General features: G+C 60.4%; 21 protein-coding genes and 1 other RNA gene. 12 read left to right on the top strand and 10 right to left on the bottom strand.

The window, feature by feature from the left end; genetic code table 11:
- Positions 1-217: 217 nt before the first annotated feature.
- The 5 genes from JLC71_RS02845 to JLC71_RS02825 form a co-directional block, all read right to left on the bottom strand.
- Positions 218-1,258 carry a hypothetical protein gene (locus JLC71_RS02845; protein WP_200917173.1) on the bottom strand — a complete coding sequence of 347 codons (1,041 nt, stop codon included), beginning with the start codon at positions 1,256-1,258 and terminating at the stop codon, positions 218-220.
- A gap of 45 nt (positions 1,259-1,303) precedes the next feature.
- Positions 1,304-2,410, bottom strand: a complete 1,107-nt coding sequence (locus JLC71_RS02840) for a ribonucleotide-diphosphate reductase subunit beta (protein ID WP_200917172.1) — start codon at positions 2,408-2,410, stop codon at positions 1,304-1,306.
- Positions 2,411-2,489: 79 nt separating this feature from the next.
- Positions 2,490-3,074, bottom strand: coding sequence for a hypothetical protein (locus JLC71_RS02835; RefSeq protein ID WP_200917171.1), 585 nt, complete (start codon positions 3,072-3,074; stop codon positions 2,490-2,492).
- A gap of 28 nt (positions 3,075-3,102) precedes the next feature.
- A complete protein-coding gene (locus JLC71_RS02830; RefSeq protein ID WP_200917170.1) occupies positions 3,103-3,687 on the bottom strand; it encodes a hypothetical protein in 585 nt (194 codons plus the stop codon).
- A 311-nt stretch (positions 3,688-3,998) separates the two neighbouring features.
- Positions 3,999-6,869: a ribonucleoside-diphosphate reductase subunit alpha gene (locus tag JLC71_RS02825; protein ID WP_200917169.1), complete on the bottom strand. Its 2,871-nt coding sequence runs from the start codon at positions 6,867-6,869 to the stop codon at positions 3,999-4,001.
- Between the two features lie 493 nt (positions 6,870-7,362).
- Here JLC71_RS02825 and JLC71_RS02820 point away from each other — a divergent pair, with 493 nt between their 5' ends.
- Both JLC71_RS02820 and tatA read left to right on the top strand, forming a co-directional pair.
- The gene (locus JLC71_RS02820; RefSeq protein WP_200917168.1) at positions 7,363-9,639 is read left to right on the top strand and encodes a PhoX family protein; all 2,277 of its coding nucleotides are present in this window, start codon (positions 7,363-7,365) and stop codon (positions 9,637-9,639) included.
- Positions 9,640-9,693: 54 nt separating this feature from the next.
- The gene (gene tatA, locus JLC71_RS02815) at positions 9,694-9,867 is read left to right on the top strand and encodes a Sec-independent protein translocase subunit TatA (RefSeq protein ID WP_200917167.1); all 174 of its coding nucleotides are present in this window, start codon (positions 9,694-9,696) and stop codon (positions 9,865-9,867) included.
- A gap of 72 nt (positions 9,868-9,939) precedes the next feature.
- Here the strand turns inward: tatA and JLC71_RS02810 are convergent, their stop codons facing one another.
- A complete protein-coding gene (locus JLC71_RS02810; protein ID WP_200917166.1) occupies positions 9,940-10,419 on the bottom strand; it encodes an FKBP-type peptidyl-prolyl cis-trans isomerase in 480 nt (159 codons plus the stop codon).
- 6 nt (positions 10,420-10,425) lie between these two features.
- Positions 10,426-10,893 (bottom strand): peroxiredoxin, encoded by a 468-nt coding sequence (locus tag JLC71_RS02805; protein WP_236250954.1) that lies wholly within the window; start codon positions 10,891-10,893, stop codon positions 10,426-10,428.
- Between the two features lie 57 nt (positions 10,894-10,950).
- Here JLC71_RS02805 and JLC71_RS02800 point away from each other — a divergent pair, with 57 nt between their 5' ends.
- The 6 genes from JLC71_RS02800 to JLC71_RS02775 all read left to right on the top strand — a co-directional run bounded on the left by JLC71_RS02800 (position 10,951) and on the right by JLC71_RS02775 (position 15,957).
- Positions 10,951-12,069 carry a cupin domain-containing protein gene (locus JLC71_RS02800; RefSeq protein WP_200917165.1) on the top strand — a complete coding sequence of 373 codons (1,119 nt, stop codon included), beginning with the start codon at positions 10,951-10,953 and terminating at the stop codon, positions 12,067-12,069.
- Positions 12,044-12,532, top strand: coding sequence for a hypothetical protein (locus tag JLC71_RS02795; RefSeq protein ID WP_200917164.1), 489 nt, complete (start codon positions 12,044-12,046; stop codon positions 12,530-12,532). Before JLC71_RS02800 ends, JLC71_RS02795 begins: the two co-directional genes overlap by 26 nt.
- A 322-nt stretch (positions 12,533-12,854) precedes the next feature.
- Positions 12,855-13,061 (top strand): hypothetical protein, encoded by a 207-nt coding sequence (locus JLC71_RS02790; protein WP_200917163.1) that lies wholly within the window; start codon positions 12,855-12,857, stop codon positions 13,059-13,061.
- An 88-nt stretch (positions 13,062-13,149) separates the two neighbouring features.
- On the top strand, positions 13,150-14,457 hold the full coding sequence (locus tag JLC71_RS02785; protein WP_200917162.1) for a TRZ/ATZ family hydrolase: 1,308 nt from the start codon (positions 13,150-13,152) through the stop codon (positions 14,455-14,457).
- An 80-nt stretch (positions 14,458-14,537) separates the two neighbouring features.
- Positions 14,538-15,254 (top strand): bifunctional 2-polyprenyl-6-hydroxyphenol methylase/3-demethylubiquinol 3-O-methyltransferase UbiG, encoded by a 717-nt coding sequence (ubiG, locus tag JLC71_RS02780; RefSeq protein WP_200917161.1) that lies wholly within the window; start codon positions 14,538-14,540, stop codon positions 15,252-15,254.
- A 49-nt stretch (positions 15,255-15,303) separates the two neighbouring features.
- Entirely contained in the window at positions 15,304-15,957 is a 654-nt protein-coding gene (locus tag JLC71_RS02775) for an HAD family hydrolase (protein ID WP_200917160.1), read from the top strand.
- A 63-nt stretch (positions 15,958-16,020) separates the two neighbouring features.
- On the opposite strand, the gene acuI is transcribed toward JLC71_RS02775, so the two are convergent.
- Positions 16,021-17,001 (bottom strand): acrylyl-CoA reductase (NADPH), encoded by a 981-nt coding sequence (gene acuI / locus JLC71_RS02770; RefSeq protein WP_200917159.1) that lies wholly within the window; start codon positions 16,999-17,001, stop codon positions 16,021-16,023.
- A gap of 172 nt (positions 17,002-17,173) precedes the next feature.
- Here acuI and ssrA point away from each other — a divergent pair.
- The 4 genes from ssrA to JLC71_RS02750 all read left to right on the top strand — a co-directional run bounded on the left by ssrA (position 17,174) and on the right by JLC71_RS02750 (position 20,335).
- Positions 17,174-17,540: a transfer-messenger RNA gene (gene ssrA, locus JLC71_RS02765) on the top strand.
- Between the two features lie 100 nt (positions 17,541-17,640).
- Complete coding sequence (locus JLC71_RS02760; protein ID WP_200917158.1) at positions 17,641-18,228, top strand: ProQ/FINO family protein; 588 nt, start codon at positions 17,641-17,643, stop codon at positions 18,226-18,228.
- A gap of 227 nt (positions 18,229-18,455) precedes the next feature.
- Complete coding sequence (locus JLC71_RS02755) at positions 18,456-19,376, top strand: Gfo/Idh/MocA family oxidoreductase (protein ID WP_200917157.1); 921 nt, start codon at positions 18,456-18,458, stop codon at positions 19,374-19,376.
- Entirely contained in the window at positions 19,373-20,335 is a 963-nt protein-coding gene (locus JLC71_RS02750; RefSeq protein WP_200917156.1) for a Gfo/Idh/MocA family protein, read from the top strand. The genes JLC71_RS02755 and JLC71_RS02750 overlap by 4 nt, the downstream gene beginning before the upstream one ends.
- A 32-nt stretch (positions 20,336-20,367) precedes the next feature.
- On the opposite strand, the gene JLC71_RS02745 is transcribed toward JLC71_RS02750, so the two are convergent.
- The gene (locus tag JLC71_RS02745; protein ID WP_200917155.1) at positions 20,368-21,183 is read right to left on the bottom strand and encodes an alpha/beta hydrolase; all 816 of its coding nucleotides are present in this window, start codon (positions 21,181-21,183) and stop codon (positions 20,368-20,370) included.
- A gap of 4 nt (positions 21,184-21,187) precedes the next feature.
- Complete coding sequence (locus JLC71_RS02740; RefSeq protein WP_200917154.1) at positions 21,188-22,474, bottom strand: MASE1 domain-containing protein; 1,287 nt, start codon at positions 22,472-22,474, stop codon at positions 21,188-21,190.
- Positions 22,475-22,485 lie beyond the last annotated feature (11 nt).

Raw genomic sequence — 22,485 nt, 5'->3', positions numbered from 1 at the left:
CTTTTCTTGGCGAAGCAAGAAAAGTAACCCGTCTGCGCGGCGGAACGCGCATCTAAACACTGTGCCGCAGGCACTGAATCGCCGATATAGATTCGCGATTGGCTGCGGCATCAAGCAACGCGGTGGATTGGCTCCGCCAAATCCACCCTACAACCAGCGAATCGTAGATTACTGACGCAATCAAACTAATCCGACGTACCGCGGTCACATTTGACAGTTAAGACTTTCCTTTCATCGCATTAGCAACAGAAGCAATAATACTTTCCAAACCATCAAATGTAGTAGGAATTTTTCCAGACTCTTCGACAACCCCACTAAAAATCAAAGATTCAAATCTATCAAAACTCCTATCCGATTTGTGTTTATTAGTAAAATCAACATAGGATTCATAAAATGCACAAATACCATGCCTCAACTCCAATTGAACAACCTGAGTTTTTCTGGAGTAATAGTTTCGCAAAACAATTCTAAAGAAAAACACTAGCAAAATTTCAACACCAACTATAGGAGCATAGAACAATAAGGCTTTACTCAAATCATCTGGAACACTTTTTACAATTGAATATGCAATTGGAATTGCAGTCATAACCATAGCCATTATGGTCAAGATTCCCACATCAATCCTAAGTTCATTTTTTTTACTTCTTATCAAACCTTCAAATGCATGAGAAAGGCCCAGAAAATTATAGTTACTTCTATACTCCTTCAATCTTGACTCATAAACATCCACCTGTTTCAACCAAGAGGTCAATCTCTGATCAGCATCACTCAATACTGTACTAACTTTTGAAGCATGATCACTAACGCTTTTCTTTTTTTCTTCGAGCTCAATTAAACTTTTTTTAATATCATTAGAGGCCACATTAGCTGGCAACAAATAGTTAACATATGATGCACGTGCACGCACCTCATCACAGAGCTCTAAGTTTTTGTCATTAAAATAACTAAAAAGCCATTCAACCTTACTACTCGCCAGAGTATTTGTACGCATGTTTTGTTCTCGCCATGCGCACGCCAGGAAGAATGCCACCCAATCCAGCCTTTCTTTCAATTCATTTGCAGCTGAACCTCGCCTTGAAACATTCGAAGCAAATCCCTCACCTTGCGTCTCGCAAACATAAGGGGCAGAGCGAGAAATAGTCTCCCAGCGACTTATCAGATCAACAACTATAGACACATACTCGCTATTTACGTCCGGCAACAACTTAATTTCGTCAACAAACCTATCAATATCTACCTGAAAAACATTTAAGTTCACAATTAAATTCCATATAAAAAAAGCCGCTCGAAAGCGGCTTAAAGATCAATCCCAGCTCAAAGCCCCGCCAGTCTGATACTCAGTCACACGCGTCTCAAAGAAATTCTTCTCTTTCTTCAAATCAATCATCTCGCTCATCCACGGGAACGGGTTGGTCACGCCCGGGAAGAGTTGGTCGAGGCCGATTTGCTGCATGCGGCGGTTGGCGATGAAGCGCAGGTATTCCTTGAACTGGCTGGCGTTCAGGCCCAGCACACCGCGCGGCATGGTGTCTTCCGCATACGCGTATTCAAGATCAACGGCTTTCTTGAACAGTTCGGTGATCTCGGCCTTGAACGGTTCGGTCCACAGCTGCGGGTTTTCCATCTTGATCGTGTTGATCAGGTCGATGCCGAAATTGCAGTGCATCGATTCATCACGCAGGATGTATTGATACTGTTCGGCGGCGCCGGTCATCTTGTTCTGGCGGCCGAGTGCGAGGATCTGCACGAAGCCGACGTAGAAGAACAGGCCTTCCATGATGCAGGCAAAGACGATGATCGAACGCAGCAGTTGCTGGTCAGTCTCAAGAGTCCCGCTCTTGAATTGCGGGTCGGTCAAAACGTCGATGAACGGGATCAGGAATTCATCCTTGTTACGGATCGAGGTGACTTCGTGATAGGCGTTGAAGATTTCGCCTTCATCAAGGCCGAGCGATTCGACGATGTACTGGTAGGCGTGGGTATGGATGGCTTCGTCAAACGCCTGGCGCAGCAGGAACTGACGGCATTCCGGGCTGGTGATCTGGCGGTAGGTGCCGAGCACGATGTTGTTGGCGGCGAGCGAGTCGGCGGTGACGAAGAAGCCGAGGTTGCGCTTGACCAGACGGCGCTCGTCGTCGGTCAGGCCGTTCGGGTCTTTCCACAGCTCGATGTCGCGCTGCATGTTCACTTCTTGCGGCATCCAGTGGTTGGCGCACTGGGCGAGATACTTTTCCCATGCCCACTTGTGCTTGAACGGCACGAGCTGGTTGACGTCGGTGGTGCCGTTGATCACGCGCTTGTCGACGACGTTGACACGGTTTTCGCTCACCGATTGCATGCTGCCGGTAGTGTGGTCGCCGGTAGGTGCTACGGTCGGTTGGGCGGTGTCTTCGAAATTCAGCGTGCTCATGGTGTTCAATCCTTGTCTATCAAATATCAAAATTGTTGCAGTGGCCCGGCGTGGTGCCGGGCCGGTGTTTCAAGTGTTCTTATTGGGCTCTGCCATCCAGCACACGCGTGTGGACATTGGAAAAATCGCTCACGCCCCACATCACTTTCATGTGGTTGAAATCGCGGGCTTGCTGATTGCTCAGCACCACATCGGGTTTGAAATTCATGTTCAGGTGAAAATCGCCCAGGTACACCACTTCGCCGGCTTTGACGCTGAAACGGTCTTGTCGCGGCAAGCTGACGATATTCGGTATGCCTGCATCACCCATGGTGTCCGGTACACCCCAGCGGCCATAAACATGGGTGATGGTGTAATCCCCCGGCGGCAAGGCGGCAAAAGCCAGCCTGCCCTTGTCATCCGGAATATTGCCCGGTGCACGGATGTAATCGGTGTTTTCACTGGCGTAAAACTGGCCACTGCCGCCCGTGCCGTTGAATACCAGATTGGCGTTGCCGCTATCGGGCTCCAGGCTCTGCAAGGTAAATGCCAGCACGGCGTAGCCTTGCCCCGGTGGAGGCAACATCTGGCCATCGTTGGTTTGCGGTTTGAGCGAGGCACAGCCGGCCAGCAGCATCAGCGCCACCGGTACCAGCCAGGCTCGCAACCCTGTATGAACTCGCATCGTGCCCTCCTGCCCGCTCAAGGCGGGGTCAACTTCCATAGGGCAAGCTGCCGCCTTGCGGCAGCTGTACCTGAATGTTGGACAGTTCATTGGCCGACTTGCTCATTACCAGATCATAAAAATCCCGACCGGCCTGATTGCTGACCGTGGCTGACGGCTTGAAATCCAGCGCCACGTTCACATTGCCGATGTAAACGACATCGCCGGCCTGCACGCTGAAGGTCTGCCCCAGCGGCAACCACACCGGCTGCTGGCGCGAACGCCCGCCTTCATCGGTCTGCCAGCTGCCCTGCAGGTTCATCAACTGATACTGGCCGGGCACCAGCGTCAGCAAGAAGCGCTTGCCCGATACGCTCGGGCCGTTCGGTGACAGCACCACATCGCCATCCTTGCCCGAGAGCATCTGCTCGCCATGTGGCCCGCGCAATACCAGCGCCACCCTGGCGCTATCGTTATCCAGCGCCGTCCAAGTCAGGGTCAGCATGACCACCGCCTTGCCGGCCGGCGCTTCGATCTTCTTCGGCTCGTTACTACCGATCAGTTGCTGAATATTGCTGCAGCCAGCCAAAGCCAGCGCGAAGCCCAGCAACACCAGACGCAAAATCGCCTTCATCCCCTGCTCCTCTCTGGCCCGCTCGTTGGCGGCCTTGTTGATGTTTTTTTACCGATGCTTGAAGCGGCTGCGAGCAACCGGCTCAAGCATCGGGCCCGGCGAACCGGGCCGATGGCGGACGACTGAATAAAAACAGCCCTCCGAACCTGTTCCAGTAGGCGAGCGAGCCAAAGCAGTTTGGTCCCGCCCGAAGCGCAGAAACCTTCATCGCCATGAAGTCCATGAGGACGACCCGAAGGTAGCCCCCTTGCGGGGTTTCGAGCATCGGACGGGGGCAAAATGCGCAGGCGCAGTCGCCTAACGGGATAGGTTTATTGGCAAGATTCACACTCGGGATTATCGATCGAGCAAAACTTCATGTCGGTCGCCGGTTCCATCATCGGCTCGGCTTCGGCAACCGGCGCGGCAACGGCTGCGGTCGCGTTGTAGCCACCATCCACCGGTACGGCGTTCAGCTCGCCACCACGGCCGGTCGATTTTTCGGCGTTCGATGCCGCCAGCGTGCGCAGGTAATACGTGGTCTTGAGACCGCGAATCCACGCATGCCGATACAGCTCGTCCAGCTTCTTGCCCGAGGCGCCGGCCATATAGATGTTCAGGCTTTGGGCCTGATCGATCCACTTCTGGCGGCGCGATGCGGCTTCGACCAGCCACTTCGGATCCATTTCGAACGCGGTCGCGTAGATATCACGCAGGTCTTGCGGAATGCGGTCGATGCGCGCTACCGAACCGTCAAAGTACTTGAGGTCGGAGATCATCACTTCGTCCCACAGGCCACGGGCCTTGAGGTCGCGCACCAGGTATTCGTTCACCACGGTGAACTCGCCCGACAGGTTCGATTTCACGAACAGGTTCTGGTAAGTCGGTTCGATCGACGCCGAAACGCCGATGATGTTGGCGATGGTCGCGGTCGGGGCGATGGCGACGCAGTTCGAGTTGCGCATGCCGACGGTAGCGATGCGCTCGCGCAGCGACGACCAGTCCAGTTGCGACGAACGATCCACTTCCAGATAACCGCCGCGCTCTTGCGCCAGCAGCTCCAGCGAATCCTGCGGCAGGATGCCACGATCCCACAGGCTGCCCTTGAAGCTCGGGTAGGTGCCGCGCTCTTCGGCCAACTCGGTCGATGCCCAGTAGGCGTGGTAGCAGATCACTTCCATCGAGTTATCGGCAAACGCGACCGCAGCATCCGATGCGTACGGAATCCGCTGCGCCAGCAATGCATCCTGGAAGCCCATGATGCCCATGCCAACCGGACGATGCTTGAGGTTGGAATTGCGCGCCTTGGCCACCGGGTAGAAGTTGATGTCGATGACGTTGTCGAGCATGCGCATCGCGGTCTTGACGGTGCGGGCGATTTTTTCCTGATCGAGGACGATCGCGCCGTCGACGTTCTTCAGGTGGTTCACCAGGTTGACCGAGCCGAGGTTGCAGACGGCGATTTCTTCGTCGTTGGTGTTCAGGGTGATTTCGGTGCACAGGTTGGAGCTGTGCACGACGCCAACGTGCTGCTGCGGGCTACGGATGTTGCACGGGTCCTTGAAGGTGATCCACGGATGGCCAGTTTCAAACAGCATCGTCAGCATCTTGCGCCACAGGTTCAGCGCCGGCAGCTTCTTGACCACGCGCATCTCGCCGCGCGCGGCCTTTTCTTCGTAACGCGCGTAGGTTTCGGCGAAGTCCTTGCCGTACTTGTCGTGCAGGTCCGGGGTTTCGGCCGGGCTGAACAAGGTCCAGTCGGCGCCTTCGATCACGCGCTGCATGAACAGATCGGGCACCCAGTTGGCGGTGTTCATGTCGTGGGTACGACGGCGATCATCACCGGTGTTCTTGCGCAGCTCGAGGAATTCCTCGATGTCGGCGTGCCAGGTTTCCAGATAGGCGCAGACCGCGCCCTTGCGCTTGCCGCCCTGGTTGACCGCCACGGCGGTGTCGTTCACCACCTTGAGGAAAGGCACGACGCCTTGCGATTTGCCGTTGGTGCCCTTGATGTGCGAACCAAGCGAGCGCACCGGCGTCCAGTCGTTGCCCAGACCACCGGCAAACTTCGACAGCAACGCGTTTTCCTTGATGCCTTCGTAGATGCCGTCCAGATCATCGGCAATCGTCGTCAGGTAGCAGCTCGACAATTGCGAGCGGCGGGTACCGGCATTGAACAGCGTCGGCGTGGACGACATGAAATCGAAGGTCGACAGCACGTTGTAGAACTCGATCGCGCGCTCTTCGCGGTTGATTTCGTTCAGCGCCAGACCCATCGCCACGCGCATGTAGAACGCTTGCGGCAGCTCGATGCGCTCGTCCTCGATGTGCAGGAAGTAACGGTCGTACAGCGTTTGCAGGCCAAGGTAGCCGAACTGGTAGTCGCGGTTGTGGTTCAGCGCGGCGCCAAGACGGGCCAGATCGTACTGGGCCAGTTTTTCATCGAGCAGCTCGGCGTCGATGCCGCGCTTGATGAAGGTGGGGAAGTAACGCGCATAGGCATCGGCCATTTCTTCATGGCTGGTTTCCGCGCCGATCACTTCGCGGCGCAGGCTGTCCAGCAGCAGGCGCGCGGTGACTTGCGAGTACGACGGGTCTTTTTCGATCAGCTGGCGCGCGGCCATGATCACCGACTTGCGCACTTCTTCGGCCGGCACGCCGTCGTAGATGTTCTTCAGTGCTTCGTTCAGGATCGCGGCCTGATCGGTCTCGTTGTCGAAACCGGTGCACGCCGAGGCGATCAGCGACTTCAGACGGCCGAGGTCGAGCGGACGACGGCTGCCGTCTTCGTAGACGACGTTGATGCTGTCGTGGTGCTCGACTTCGTGCTCGATCTTGGCGTGATGGCGCTCTTGCGAACGCTGTTCGCGGTAGATCACGTAGGCGCGCGCGACGTCGTGCTCGCCGGTGCGCATCAGCGCCAGTTCAACCTGATCCTGGATTTCCTCGATATGGATCGCGCCGCCTTCGGGCTTGCGACGCATCAGCGCGCGCACCACCGCATCGGTCAGGCCGGCAACGCGCTCGCGCACCGCAGCCGACGATGCCGCCTGGCTGCCCTGCACGGCGATGAAGGCCTTGGTCACGGCCACGGAAATCTTCAGCGGCTCGAACGGCACCACTGCGCCATTACGGCGGATGATTTTGTAGTTGGCGTATGCACCGTAATCGTGCTGTTTGCTCGTATCGAGGGTATCGGTCATGCGGCTTCCAGTAGTGCTATCCAGCGTGGCGTACATGCGCTCAGTTCCTTCTGGGTAGAGGGGATTCTATGATGTGCACAAGTCTGTGAATAGATTGTGAAGAAACACAACATCTTGTGTTCACAAACTGCGATTAACACAAATACTAGGGTATCAGCCCCGGCTAGTGCAACAGCCGGCTCATGTGATAAACGACGATCGACGGCGCAAATCACGCATATCCGCCCTCTGGACCGCGTGGGCCTTATGACGCTTGCGTTGCAAGAAAAAGACACGCAAATCGAAAGCAAAAATGGGGCCAGTATTGAGACAGCATGCCCGGCGTCAAACCCGCGTAGCGCCGGATGACGGCAGGCCGGTTTCAATCACCAACCGCAGCCAGCCCGGCGGCCCGCGCAACTTTGCAATCCCCCGCGGCTTTAACGTTGCTGTCATCGACACCCTCTACGCTTGCCGCTTCGCGTAAATAGACAAGCACAGGGGGCTCACTGCGATGAAAGAACAAAACAACACGCAAATCAGCAATATCGATGCGGACGACATCGGTCACAACGATAGCGACAACGGCAGCTTCGAGAACGTGCTCGAATCGCGCATCAGCCGTCGCGGCATTCTGCGTGGTGGCCTTGGTGGTGCAGCGGCCATGATGTTCGGCGGTGTCGCCCTCGGCGGTGCACTGAGCGCCTGTGGCGGCGGCAGCACCGACAACACCACAGGCAACCAGACGCCCGGCCCGACCCCGGCGCCCACACCAGGCCCGGTCCCTGCGCCGACGCCCACTCCGACGACGCCGCCGGCAGCCCGCTTCAATTTCAATCCGGTCGCCAAGAACATGCTGGATGCGCTGACACTGCCGGCCGGTTACAGCGCCACCGTCCTGTACGCACTGGGCGATCCGATCAATACCACCACTGCCGCTTACAAGAACGACGGCAGCGACGATGCGGCCAGCTTCGATTTCCGCGCCGGCGATCATCATGACGGCATGAACTACTTCGGCCTCAACGCAGCAGGCACCGCACGCGACCTGAACGGTAGCGAACGCGGCCTGATCGCGATGAACCACGAAAACATCACCGACGCCTTCCTGCACGTTGCCGGCGCCACCACCACCGCTGGCGTGCGCCCGGCAGCCGAAGTCGACAAGGAAATCCGCGCCCATGGCGTCGCGGTGATCGAAGTCCAGAAAACGGCCGGCAAGTTCCAGCTCAATCGCAGCTCCGTCTACAACCGTCGCATCACCGCGCAAACGCCGATGGATCTGTACGGCCCGGTGCGCGGCAGTGATCAGGTCAAAACCCTCTATTCGACCGATGGCACCAAGAGCCGTGGCACGGTCAACAACTGCGCCACCGGCGACACCCCGTGGGGCACCTTCCTGACCTGCGAGGAAAACTGGGCCGGCTACTTCTCGCGCACCGGCGATGTCCTCGCCAGCCGCAGCGCGAACGAACTGGCCTCTTTCGGTCGTTATGGCGTGCCGAGCGGTGCATCGGGCAAGAAGTGGGATACCGCCGGCGCGGCCGATGTCTACAAACGCTGGAACCTCGCCAACAGCGGCGCCAGCGCCCTCGCCGACTACCGCAACGAAGCCAACACCTTCGGTTACGTGGTCGAAATCGATCCGTACGCCGCCTCGTCGACCCCGCGCAAGCGCACCCACCTGGGCCGTTTCGCGCACGAATGCGCCGTGTACGCGCCGGTCGTTGCCGGCAAGCCGGTGGTGTTCTACATGGGCGACGATTCGCGCAACGAATACATCTACAAGTACGTGTCGAAAGCGGTCTGGGATTCGGCCGATGCCACCAAGGGCCTGGCCGCCGGCGACAAATACCTCGATGAAGGCACACTTTATGTTGCCAAGTTCAACGCCGACGGTTCGGGCACCTGGCTGCCACTGACACTGGCCAATACCGCGATCAGCGGCTATGCCGGTTTCGCCTTCGCCTCGCTGGCCGACATCTGCATCCACACCCGCATCGCCGCCGATGCCGCTGGCGCCACCAAGATGGATCGCCCGGAATGGTGCTCGGTCAACCCGAAGAACGGCGAGGTCTATTACACGCTGACCAACAACTCCAATCGCGTCACCACCGCCGCTTCGGGCAGCAAGATCCTCCCGGATGCGGCCAATCCGCGCGCCTACGAGGACATGAAGGGCGCCAGCAAGCAGACCGGCAACGTCAACGGCCATATCATCCGCACCGCCGAAGCCGGCGCCGATGCCGCCGCGACCAGCTTCAAGTGGGATGTCTATGTCTTCGCCGCCGAAGCCAAGGCCGGCGCTGCGGTCAATCTGTCCGCGCTGACCGACGACAACGACATGTCCAGCCCGGACGGCATCTGGTTCAGCCCGAAGAGCGGCCTCTTGTGGATCCAGACCGACGATGGCGCCTATTCCGACGTCACCAACTGCATGATGCTGGCCGCGATTCCGGGCAAGATCGGCGATGGCGGTGCGACCAAGGTGGCCAATACGATCGGCGCCGCCACGCTGGAAGTGAGCACGCACAAGGGCAAAAATCCGGACGGCGAATCGCTGCGCCGCTTCCTGGTCGGCCCGAAGGATTGCGAAATCACCGGTGTGGCCGAAACGCCGGATGGCAAGACGTTGTTCGTCAACATCCAGCACCCGGGCGAGGACACCAAAGTGGCCGATCTGGCCGACCCGAGCAAGTTCACCAGCCACTGGCCGGACGGCGGCAACGCCCGCCCGCGCTCGGCCACGATCGTCATCACCAAGAACGACGGTGGCACCATCGGGATTTAATCACGCTGGCCCCGGGGCACTTGCAAGTGCCCCGGGGCCAGGCAGGAGATAAACATGGGTTCTTTCAGTCTCTGGCACTGGGCGCTGGTTCTGGTCGTCGTGGTGCTGGTCTTTGGCACCCGCAGGCTGCGCAACGCCGGCGGCGATCTTGGCGCCGCCATTCGCGGCTTCAAGGACGGCGTCAACGGCAAGGGTGAACAACAGGACAGCCCGCAGAACGATCGATAAATCGTAGCGGGCAAAAACAAAACGGGGCGACCAGAAGTCGCCCCGTTTTGTTTTCAAGCAGAAGCTTGACGCTTAGTGCTGATGGCCATGCTCGCCATGGATATGACCATGGGCGATTTCTTCATCGGTCGCGGCGCGAACGTCAACCACCTTACCAACGAAGCGAATCTTGACTCCGGCAAACGGGTGGTTCGCATCAACCGTGACCTTGCCGCCGGTAATGTCGACCACGCGGAACAGCAACACATCGCCGGTTTGCGGATCATCGGCTTCAAACATCATGCCAACGGTGACTTCTTGCGGGAACACATCCAGATCTTCGGTGCGGATCAGTTCCGGCTCGTGTTCGCCGAAAGCGTCGTCGGCTTCCATGACTACGTCGATGCTGTCACCGACGGTCTTGCCTTCGAGTGCTTCTTCTACCAGCGGCAGAATATTGTCGTAACCGCCGTGCAGATAGGCGATCGGTTCTTCGGTCTTGTCGAGCTGCTTGCCTTCGAGGTCAAACATTTCGTAGTTGATGGTAACTGCGGTGTTCTTGGCGATTTGCATCAGGGCTTATCCTAGCGATTGAACAAGGGTGAGTATCTCGGCCGCGTGACCTTTCGGCGTGACATGGTAGAAAGCGTGGCGGATCAGCCCCGCCTTGTCGATGACGAAAGTCGAGCGTTCTATCCCGTATCTTACCACGCTGCCCACCTGCCACTCGCGCAGGGCATGGTACTGGCGACTGACTTCGCCCTCAACGTCGGAAAGCAGATCGAATTCGACGCCTTCTTCATCGATAAACAGCTCATGCGCCATACAGTCATCAAGGCTGACGCCAAGCACGATCGCATCGTGTTCGGCCAGCGCGGCGACACGGTCGCTGAATTCAACCGCCTCGATCACGCCGCCGGGCGTGTGATCCTTATTAAAGAAGTACAGCACCACATGCTGCCGCCCGCGGTAATCCGATAGCTTGACCGGATCCATCATCGCATCGGGCAGTTCGAAATCGGGTGCCATGTCGCCTGGGTTCAACATGCAATCTCCCTCGGTGCGATAATCGCGTCATTCTCACAGTCGTTATAGTGCCCAGCCATGACCATGCAACTTCTCGGCGGCATCACGCCCGAACAATTCCTTGCCGAATACTGGCAAAAAAAGCCGCTGCTGATCCGCCAGGCGTGGACCGACTTCCCCGAACTGATCGATCTGGCCCGGCTGACCGAACTGGCCTGCAGCGACGACGCCGAATCGCGTCTGCTTGAATGCCGCAACGGCAAATGGTCGCTCGAACACGGCCCGTTCGAGCCGCGCCGCCTCGCGCGCCTGCCGGCAACCGACTGGACGCTGCTGGTCAGCAACGTCAACAACCATGTCGGTCACATCAACGATCTGCTCTACCGTTTCAACTTCCTGCCGTACTACCGGCTCGATGACCTGATGATTTCGTACGCCCCCCCCGGCGGTACCGTCGGCCCGCACTACGATTCCTACGATGTGTTCCTGCTGCAAGTCGGCGGCAGCAAGCGCTGGCAGATTTCCAGCGATGACGCGGGCAACTTCGTCGAGGATGCGCCGATCCGCGTACTGAAGGATTTCACCGCCGAGCAGGAGTGGATACTCGAACACGGCGACATGCTGTACCTGCCGCCCAAGTACGCCCATTACGGCGTCGCGCTCGATCCAGGCATGACCTACTCGATCGGCTTTCGCGCGCCGAAAACGCAGGAAATCGCCGACAAGTTTCTCGAGTTCATCCAGGACGAATTGTGCCTCGACGGCATGTACGCCGATCCGCAGCGCCAGGTGCAAACGCACCCGGGCGAAATCGACGACGCCTTTGTCACCAGCATGGCCGACATGCTCAAACAGATTCAGTGGGATGAAACCAGCGTACGCCGCTTTGTCGGCCGCTATTTCACCGAGCCCAAACCGCACGTATTTTTCGAAGCGCCAGACGAACCGCTGGACTTCGACAACTTCAGCGCGCAGGTGGCTGAATCGGGTGTGGTACTCGATCTGAAAAGCCAGATGCTGTTCGAGCACGAACGTATCTATATCAATGGCGATGAAGTCGCCGCCGAGCCGGCCGCGCTGCCCGCCTTGCAACAACTCGCCGATACCCGCGCGCTACCGGCCGGCGAGTACGACGATGCGGCACTCGAAGCGCTGTACACCTGCTACGACTATGGCTTCCTTCGCCCTGCCGGCTGATCCGCCGTTTCGGATCGATCGGCACCGCGACTACCGTGACGCCTTCGCCACGCTGGTTGCCAGCGCCCGCAAGACCCTGTGGCTGGCCGAGGACGACTTTCGCATCACCGACCTCGGCAGCCGCGTGGTCTGTGATGCGCTGTGGGATTTTTTCGTCGGTGGCGGTCAATTGCAACTCGCAGCCTGGCGCTGCGAGTATCTGGCGACCGAAGCGCCGCGCTTCATGCAGCTGCGCGATCACTTTGGCCACCGGATGCAATGGCTGCGCGTACCGGAAGACAGTGGTTTGATCGCCTATGGCCTGTCAATCAGCGACGGCAAGCATTACCTGACACGGCGGCATGCCGATTGGCCGCACGGCGAACTGGGCAGCACATCATCTGTTGCCTTACTACAACAGCAATACGCTGAAATTTGGGCCGCTGCACAGCCCGAATCGACATGGAACCGGCTCTACCTGTAGTCGCGATGCACGCGCCAACACCAGGGCACCCGGCGCCAAGCCGCGCCCGGACTGGCATAGCGCGCAAGTCGATCCACCCTGCTTGCTTTTACACGCCTCACACTTGGGATTCGTCAGCTACTTCGTACAAGTTGTTGCAATTGGCTGGCAATACGATGCATCCGAAGCCGCCCTTTGCCTACCTTTTTGCACAAAACGTTGATAGAATCTGCCCCTGTCGGTCGTCAAGTGATGCCTAACTGCTTTTTTGAAGCCATCGATCAAGCGGTCGATAGCTCTAGTGGTTTTTTGTCCAACTCGTCTTTATCAAAGGTTAATTAAAATGAATAAGTCCCTGCTCGTTGCTGCCCTGTTCGCTGTTGCTCTGACCGCTTGCGGCAAGAAAGAAGAAGCTCCGGTTGCTGCTTCGGCTGTTGTAGAAGCTTCGGCTGTTGTTGAAGCTGCTGCTTCGGAAGTTGCTTCGGCTGTTGAAGCTGTTGCTTCGGATGTGGCTGCTGCCGCTTCGGAAGTTGCTTCGGCCGCTAAGTAATCTAAGCGCGCTGCAACGAAAAGCCGACCGCGAGGTCGGCTTTTTGCATTTCTGACGTTCCATCACGACGCCAAACCGATTCAAATCCATGTCCACTCAGATCCTGTTGCCGCGCTGGCTGATTCCGATCGAACCGCGCCTTGTTCTTACCGGCCATGCACTGGTCATCAAGAACGATCTCATCGACGCCATCCTGCCCGTTGCCGACGCGCTCGCCCGTTATCCGAACGCCGAACGGATTGATCTTCCCGAGCACGCGCTGCTGCCGGGCCTGGTCAACCTGCATGCACACTCGGCGATGACGCTGTTGCGGGGCTATGCCGATGACTTGGCGCTGATGGATTGGCTCAACAATCACATCTGGCCGGCCGAGAGCGCGCATGTGTCAGACGAATTCGTTTTCGACGGCACGCAGCTGGCGATTGCCGAAATGATCCGTGGCGGCACCACCTGCGCCAATGACATGTACTTTCACCACGGCGCCGTCGCTCGCGCCGCACTGGCAAGTGGCTTCCGGATGATGGTCGGCTGCTCGATCCTCGAATTCCCGACACCCTATGCCAGCGATGCGGACCAGTACCTGCGCAAGGCGCTGAGCTGTATCGATGAATTCGCCGGCGAATCGCTGCTCGGTTTCACGCTGGCGCCGCATGCGCCGTATTCGGTCAGCGACGCCACCTTCGGGCGCATCATCACACTGGCCGATAAATTGAACGTCGGCATCCATTGCCATATTCACGAAACCCAGGACGAAATCGACGACAGCCTCAAGCAGTACGGCGTTCGCCCGCTGGAAAGGCTGGCGAGGCTGGGGCTGCTCGACAGCCCGCTGATCGCCGCGCACATGGTGCACAGCACCGATGCCGAGATCGCGCTGCTGGCACAACGCGGCGTCCATGTCGCGCACAACCCGGCGTCCAACCTGAAACTGGCGTCGGGCTTTGCCCGCATCACCGACCAGCTCGCCGCCGGCATCAATGTCGGCATCGGCACCGATGGCGCCGCCAGCAATAACAAGCTGGATATGTTCGCCGAACTGCGGCTCGCCGCGCTGCTGGCCAAAGGCCAGAGTGGCACGCCGACTGCGTTGCCGGCGTGGCAGGCACTGGAAATGGCGACGCTGAACGGCGCCAGGGCGCTCGGCTGGGACGATCGCATTGGCAGCCTTGCCCCCGGCAAACAAGCAGACATCATCGCGGTCGATCTCTCGGCCCTGAGCACCCAGCCGGCGTACGATCCGGTGTCGCAGCTGGTGTATGCGGCCGATCGCAACCAAGTCAGCCACGTCTGGATTGCCGGTGTCGCCCAGCTCGCGGGCGGTCAGCTGACCCGACTCAAATCGGCGCAACTGCTCGCCAATGCCAAGCGCTGGCAGGCGCGCATCGCGCCGCGTTGATCGCTCCGCCGCGCTTGGAGGTTCAGCCGCGGCGACGCACGAGGTAAACTAGCGGCTTGCCCGCCTTTACGCCGATACCGATGACCGACACCACCACCCCGCTCAATGCCGATCAGGCCGAGATCGCCAAGTTTTCCGCCCTCGCCCACAAATGGTGGGACAAGGAAGGCGAATTCAAGCCGCTGCACCAGATCAATCCGCTGCGATTGCAATTCGTCGCCGACCACGCACCGCTGACTGCCACGAGCGCGATCGATGTCGGCTGCGGCGGCGGCATTCTCAGTGAAGCGCTGGCGCAATCGGGCGCGCAAGTGACCGGCATCGATCTGGCCGAGAAATCGCTCAAGGTCGCCAAGCTGCACCTGTTCGAGTCGGGCCAATCGGTCGATTACCGCTGTATCGCGGTCGAAGCGCTGGCCGAAGAGGCGCCGGAAAGCTTCGACGTGGTCACCTGCATGGAAATGCTTGAACACGTTCCGTCACCGGCGAGCATCGTCGCCGCATGCGCCCGCCTGGCCAAGCCCGGCGGCTGGGTATTTTTCTCGACGCTGAACCGCAATCCCAAAGCCTATGCGCTGGCGGTGATCGGCGCCGAATACCTGCTGGGGCTGCTGCCGCGCGGCACCCACGATTACACCAAGTTCATCAAACCGTCGGAGCTGGCGCGGATGACGCGCACCGCCGGGCTGGAAACGATCACCGTCAGCGGCATGAGCTACAACCCCCTTTCGGGGATTGCCGCACTTTCGGACGACGCCGACGTCAATTATCTGGTGGCCTGCCGCAAACCGCTTTGAACACCGGCCATAGCACCCGGCCCCAGCTTGATACAACAAGGACAGCGCCATGATTCGTGCCATTCTTTTCGATCTCGACGGCACGCTTGCCGATACCGCGCCCGACCTTGGCGCAGCGCTGAACCGGCTGCTGATCGAGGAGGGCCTGCCCGAGCAGCCTCATGAGGCGATCCGCCCACTGGCATCGCACGGCGCGCGTGGGCTGATCGAACTGGGATTTGGTGTAACGCCCGACGATGCGGCCTTTGCCTTGCTGCGCGAACGTTTTCTGGCGCACTACGCTGCGGCACTGTGCGAGCACACGGTACTGTTCGACGGCATTGCCGAACTGATCGCCGCCATCGGCGCGCGCGGCCTGCCCTGGGGCATCGTCACCAACAAGCCGGGGCGTTTTACCGACCCGCTGGTACGCAAATTGCCGCTACCGGTGCAACCGGGCTGCGTCGTGTCCGGCGATACCGTCGGCGTCGCCAAGCCCGATCCGAAGCCGATGCTGCACGCTGCCGAGCAGCTCGGCGTTCCGCCCGGTGCGTGCATTTACGTCGGCGATGCCGAGCGTGATATCGAGGCCGGCCGGCGCGTCGGCATGAAAACGGTCATCGCCGATTACGGCTATATCAGCAGCGACGACCAACCGACCGCGTGGGGAGCGGATTTGCGCATCACTCACCCGCTTGATCTGCTCGCGCACCTTCCAGGCTGACCTTCAAACTTCAGCACAGTAAAAACGCCCCGACATATCGGGGCGTTTTGTTTGGCGGAGCGCTTAACGATTCACGTCAACAATAAACCGGCCGCGATGTCGCCCGGCGATGATGTCGGCCGCCGCGGCAAAGGTCTCCGCCAGACCGATCTCGGTGCTCGTGCTGGCCAGCAAGACCGGATCGATCAGACCCGCCAGCAAATCCCACGCCTCCTGGCGCTGCTGGCGCGGCGCATAGACGCTGTCGATGCCATACAGCGTAACCCCGCGCAGAATGAACGGCGCCACCGTCGCCGGGAAATCCATCCCGCCCGCCAGGCCGCACGAGGCCACCGCACCGCCACGCCGGACCTGTGCGCAGGCATTGGCGAGCACATGACTGCCGACCGAATCGACCACCCCGGCCCAACGCTCCTTCTGCAACGGCTTGCCGACGCCCGATAGCGAAGAGCGATCGATCACCTCGGCGGCGCCAAGCTTTTGCAAATAGTCGGCCGCATCGGCCTTGCCGGTCACGCCAACCACCTCAAAACCCAATCTCGCCAGCAGCATGATCGCCACCGAGCCGACGCCACCGCTCGCACCGGTGACCAGAATCGGCCCCGATTGCGGCGTCAGGCCGTGCTTTTTCAGCGCCTGCACGCACAGCATCGCGGTGTAGCCCGCCGTACCCAAGGCCATCGCATCGTGGGCGCTCAGGCCCGCCGGCAAACGCACCAATCCCTCGGCCGGCACCGTCGCCCGCTGCGCCAGCGCCCCCCAGCTCAATTCGCCACAACCCCAGCCGTTCAGGATGACTTTATCGCCGGCGGCAAAATCCGCCGAATCGGAAGTCAGCACCGTGCCGACCGCATCCACCCCGGCGACCATCGGAAACTGCCGCACCACCGAGCCGGTATCGGTCATCGCCAGCGCATCTTTGTAATTAAGCGTTGAGTACTCAACGCGCAATGCCACGCCCGTGGCTGGCAAAGCCGACTCGTCCAGTTCAGCCACCCCGGCGGAAAACTCGCCATCCCGTGTCAGATACACTGCTTTGAACATTCCAACCTCCACTTTGCTTGATAGACCGAAACCTGCGAACACCCGGCTTCCCGCAACGATTCTGCCATGCCAATTGCGGTTATGACGCAAGAGGTCGAGGTAGCGCTGAACGGGGCTGCCGATGCATTGCCCCACATACAGGCAAACGCGGTATAATCATCTCGCTACATCTGGGGCCGCCATGGTTTCGACGGGGGTTACAAAGCGGATGAGGGCATGCCGGGATTTCAGTCACCCCGTAAAACGCTGAAAATTCTTAGTCGCAAACGACCAAGACTACGCTCTAGCCGCTTAATCGCGCTGGACTCTGCACTATTTCTCCCATCGGGTAGGTCGGGCAACCGGCAGCAGAGTCATTTAGATGGGATCGCTTTTGCTCGGGTTACTTGAGCAAGGGTTAAATCCAAGGTAACTCGCTGGTGCCAAGCCCGTCGGCTGGCGTGTCATCGGTTAAAAGTACTTAAATGAACCAGACTACGCATGTAGATCTCTTCGTGGAGGGCTTTCGGACGCGGGTTCGACTCCCGCCGGCTCCACCAAACACTTCAAACCCCGATAATGCAGTGCTTATCGGGGTTTTTCTTTGCCTGTTTTTAACCTTTATTCCGTATTTTGTACTCCTGTGCAAACGGAGGCGTCATGACCGAAACACTGAACCGCAAACAAAAAATGACCGAAGAGCGCAAAGCCGCCTTCGCCCTGCTGGCCGAGCACTGGCCGGTCGCCTTCGACACCCGGAATCCCAAGCCCCTGGCACTGGATACCCGTGACCGCCTCAAGGCCGAGTGCGAAGCCAAGGGACTGGATGTCGAGAAGGTTGCCCGCGCGGTGTTCCTGTGGGTACGTCGTCCCGCGTATCAGGCTGCCATGGCAGCCGGCGGTGCGCGTTACGGGCTGGATGGCAGCGTCAGCGGCGAGCTGAGTGCCGAACAACAAACCCACGCCGCAGCGGTATCGGCATCGATCAAGGCCAGAATCAAGGCCGCCGAAGATGCACGCCGCGCACAACGAGCCAAGGAAAATCCGCGTCCGGCGCCCAGCAAGCCCGCCGTGGAAGGTGCCAAGCCGGCAAACCCGCGACAGGGCAAGCCGGCACAGCCGCGCCGCAAGCCGGCCAACAAGCCGCAACAGGCACAGCAAACCAAACCGCGCGAAGATCGTCCATTGCCCGATACCGCACTGGCGACTGCGCTGGCGGCGGTGCTGGGCCGGTCAACCTCGCGCTAAGCACCCGCCGCCATCTGGCGGTGCTGCACGCATGTATCGCATGAGAGCCCCGAGCGCCGGACAGCACTAGCTGATCCGGGCCGGGGCTTTCGCCGTCCTCGCTTTCCGGGCCTCGCCCCAGTCACCGATCTTCGCTCCGGCGGCTTTGCCGAGCTTGCCTGGCGGGCCGCCCAGGCTTCTCGCCCTCCGCCCTCCCGCGCACAATGACCCATCCAACGGGAGGCATCATGAGCGAATATGCAGACGGGCCGATCCGCCTTGGCATCATCGGCTGCGCCACAGGCAGCCACGGCAGGATGTGGGCCAAGCAGTGGCAAAGTGAACCCGAACACGGGCTGATCGCCGCGCGGGTGTGGGACGAGGACATCGCCGCCACACAAGAGATCGCCACGCTCACCGGCGCCAGCGTTGCGCCATCGGCGGCATCGGTGGCCGATGGTTGCGACGGCGTTCTGATCGCCACGCTTGATCCTGCCCGCTACCTTGCTCTGGCAAGGCCACACCTTGAAGCCGGCCGGCGGGTTTTTTTCAATCGGCCGTTTGCCGGCAGTCTGGCCGACGCCCGAGCAATCTTGCGGCTTGCCGATCAACATGGCGCAAGCGTCTATTCGGCCTCGGCGCTACTGCATACGCATGCGGCGCAGACGGTTAAAGCGGCGCTGGCCGAGATCGGCACGCTGCGCTTCTTCACCCTGACCGGGCCGACCGATACCGCAGACTGGTATCTGCCGCATCTGTACGCCTGCCTGTTCAGCACGCTCGGCCCCGGACTCGCGCGCATCATCCACGCCGATCTACCCAGCCCCGATGGCGATCCGCATCGTTTGAGCGCCCCCGCCACGGTTACGCTCGAGTACGCCGCCGACTCCGCCGTCGGTGCGGCGCGCGGCGTCCTGTCGCTGGTCGGCCCCGGCAGCGACTGGTACGGCTTCACACTGAAGCTTTATGGCAGCCGGCGCGCATCGGCCGAGATCGAGTTCGACGTCGGCTACGCACTGCTGTTCGAGCAGATGCACCGGTTTTTCAGCGAAGGCACCGAGCCGGTTTCCCATGCCTTGCTGCTCGAACAGCTTGCAGCGCATTACGCCACGCTGGATGCGGCACGGCGCGGCGTTGCGGTTCCCCTCCCCACGACGGAGTTGTCATGACTAGCGATCTCAGACTGGGTTTGATCGGCTGCGGCCAGTTCGGCGCGTTTCTGGCGGCCACGGCCGAAAAGACCGGCAGCGCCAGGGTCGTGGCGGTGACCGATGTCGATCCGGCGCGCACGGCCAAACTTGCCGCACTGCATTCGGCGCGCGCCTGCGCCGACGAACAGGCGCTGCTGGCGCTGGGCGAGGTCGATGCGGTGCTGATTGCCACGCCACCGGCACAGCATCAGGGCAACGCGATCAATGCCGCACGCGCCGGCAAACACATCTTTCTGGAAAAGCCGATGGCCCTCGGCGAAGCGGCCTGTGCCGAGATCAATGCTGCGGTGCGCGATGCCGGTGTGTCGCTGATGGTCGGCCATGTCTTGCGCTACTTCGAGCCCTACCGCAGCATCGCCCGGGCCTACCGCACGGGAAAATTCGGCCGGGCGCTGCATTTTTCCTTCTGGCGGTTAGAGCACGATTTCCTGCAGATTTCGCCATGGAAAGGCCAGCGCGCCGGCAGCGGTGGCTATCTGTACGAGGTTGCCGCACACGAGCTGGACTGGCTGCGTACCGTGCTCGGCGAGCCACTGGCGGTGCAGGCGCAGATTTCAAAGCGGCCCGCCAGCCACGAGCTTGAAGACACCGTTGCGCTGCAGCTGGCCTTCGCTGGCGGCACCAGTGTGCATTACCTTGGCGGTACGGCTTTTCCGGCCAACAGCCACGGCTATTGCCTGCGGTTCGAGCACGCCACGCTCAGCAGCGATGTGGCTTTCGACCCGGCCCGATTGCGGATCGAATCCACCACGGGCCTGAGTCCGGATGATCTCGAGTTCGACACCACCGATCCTTACCTGCTCGAACTGAACGACTGGATTGCCAGTCTGGACAGCGGCACGCCACCGATCACCGGCGACGATGCCGCGGCCACGATCGCGCTGATCGAGTCGGCCTACCGCAGCGCCGGCTGGTAATACTCCCGGGCGGCGGCAGGCGGAAAAACCATCTAGCCGCGTGCCCGGGTGCGCACCTTGACCACCGAGGTATCCAGACCGAAGTGGCGCAGCATTTCGATTGCCACCTGATCTCTATCGTTGTCGACGCAAATCATGTGGTAGCTGTTGTCCAGCAGGATCATCCGCGCCATCCCGCCCATTTCACGCACCAGAAACTCGGCCGAACGCGGGCTGGTCAGGTCGTCCTCGCGCGCATGGATGATCAGGGTCGGGCTGCGCACGGCGGCCAGCCCCTTGCCCACCCAGCCCCGCAAGCGATCGACCTGCTTGATGCACGCCAGCGGCACCCACGGATAGTGAAAGTCATCACCGCGTTCGAACTTGGCCTTGACGATGCTGCGAACAAGGTCGTTCTTGACGCCGAACGGATCTTCCTCGGCGATTTTCATGCTGCGGGCGAAGTACGGAATCCGGTAGACGATATGCCGGAAAATCCAGTACCACGGCGTCGCCCAGCCATCGAGAAACACCGGCGGCGCCAGCAGCACGAGCTTGCCCGACGGCTGCTCGATGCGCTTGAGCGCCTCGACCGAAATCAGCGACCCCAGACACATCGCCACCACGTGCAGCGTCGGGTGCTCCAGCGCCAGTTCGCGATACCGCGCCTCAACCGTGTCCACCCAGTCCTCGGCACGTACATCGAGCAAATCCTCGGGCTTGCCGCTGTGGCCGGGCAAGGTCAGCGTGTGCGGCTCGACGCCGGCGCGCTTGAGTATTTTGTGCAGCGAACCGAGGTCATACTGGGTGCCACCGAGTCCGTGGACCAGCAGCACGCCAACCGATGGGCGTTCTTCAGCGGCTTCCATCCGCTCAGCCCTGCTCGACGTCGGACTCGTCCAGCCGCAGCAAGCCGCCGACGCGGTAGACGGTGTCGTCGAAATCGACCACCGGTGCGCCGATGTCCCGCAAAACCACGTACTCGTTGTCGCCAGTCAGAAAACGGAAACGCTGCTTGCGTGCGTTCGTGTCGCCGCTGCCGCGCTGCTCGGCATAGCGGGTCACGCGCTCGCGATCCTCGGGGTGCACGCGCTCGATGAAACTCGCCAGCGTGGGCAGCGCCGATGCATCCAGTCCGAGCAATTCGACCATCTGCCCGGCCCAGACCACCTTGCCGTCACGCGGGTCGACCTCGTACATCAGCTGGTTGGTACTCAGCAACATGCTCTCGGCCCGCACTTTCCACGCCACGGCCTCGCGCAGCGCTTCGTCGCGACTGGCGTTCATGGTCGCCATCAGCAGCCCCAGTAGCGCTGCAGCGCCAAGGTAGAGCTGTACTTCAAGCAGCGGGTTGGTCAGCCCGTAGGCCGACGCGGCAAACGGCCCTTCACCCTGATAGGTATTGAGCCCGGCAATCGCCGCCAGCACGACCAGCGCCAGCGTCATGCCGCGGCGCTGCCAGACCATGGCGATCAGCACCACGAACACCAGTGGCAGATAAGAGAGTTCGTACCGGGTCGATGCCAGCACCGCGGTGGCGGTCGGCCCGTCGAACGCCAGTTCGGCCGTAACGATCAGCGCCAGGAAACCCAGCAAGCCCAGCCACGCGTTGCGTCGCGAAGCCCCATCCGAGCGCGCGGGATGAAAACCGGCCCAGGCCATCACCAGCGGCGCACCGATCAGCGCCCCGACGCCATCGGCGACGGCAAAGATTTGCGGATCGATCCTGCCGGAGACGTAGCCGAACGCATGCAGCAGAAATACCCCGACATAAGCGCCGACAATACAGCCCACCAGCACCAGCAGCACGAACCAGAACAGGCTGGACGGGTTCGTCAGCGTCTGCCGCTCACCGGCCTGATGCCGCCATGCGGCGGCAATGCCTGCCATCACCAGCAGATTGAGCAGCGACAGCAGCAGCGAAACGGGCAAGGCCCTCGCGTGCAGCAGCGCCACGCCGGTGTGCAGCACCACGGTCAGCAGCGCCCACACCGGCCATTGCCGGTAAGGCGCCAGCATCAGCGTGCCCAGCAAAATGCCGGCAGCAGGCCAGACGATGGTCGAGTGCGTGACCGGATCACGCGTACTCATGCTGAACATCGCCAGCGCGCCATAAACGACGATGAACAGCAGCAGTCGGGGGAAGGATGGAATACGCATGAGCGGACATC

Source organism: Jeongeupia sp. HS-3 (assembly GCF_015140455.1).
GTDB lineage: Bacteria > Pseudomonadota > Gammaproteobacteria > Burkholderiales > Chitinibacteraceae > Jeongeupia.
The sequence above is the reverse complement of the archived record's forward strand: the minus strand, read 5'-3'. Positions and strand labels throughout refer to the sequence as shown.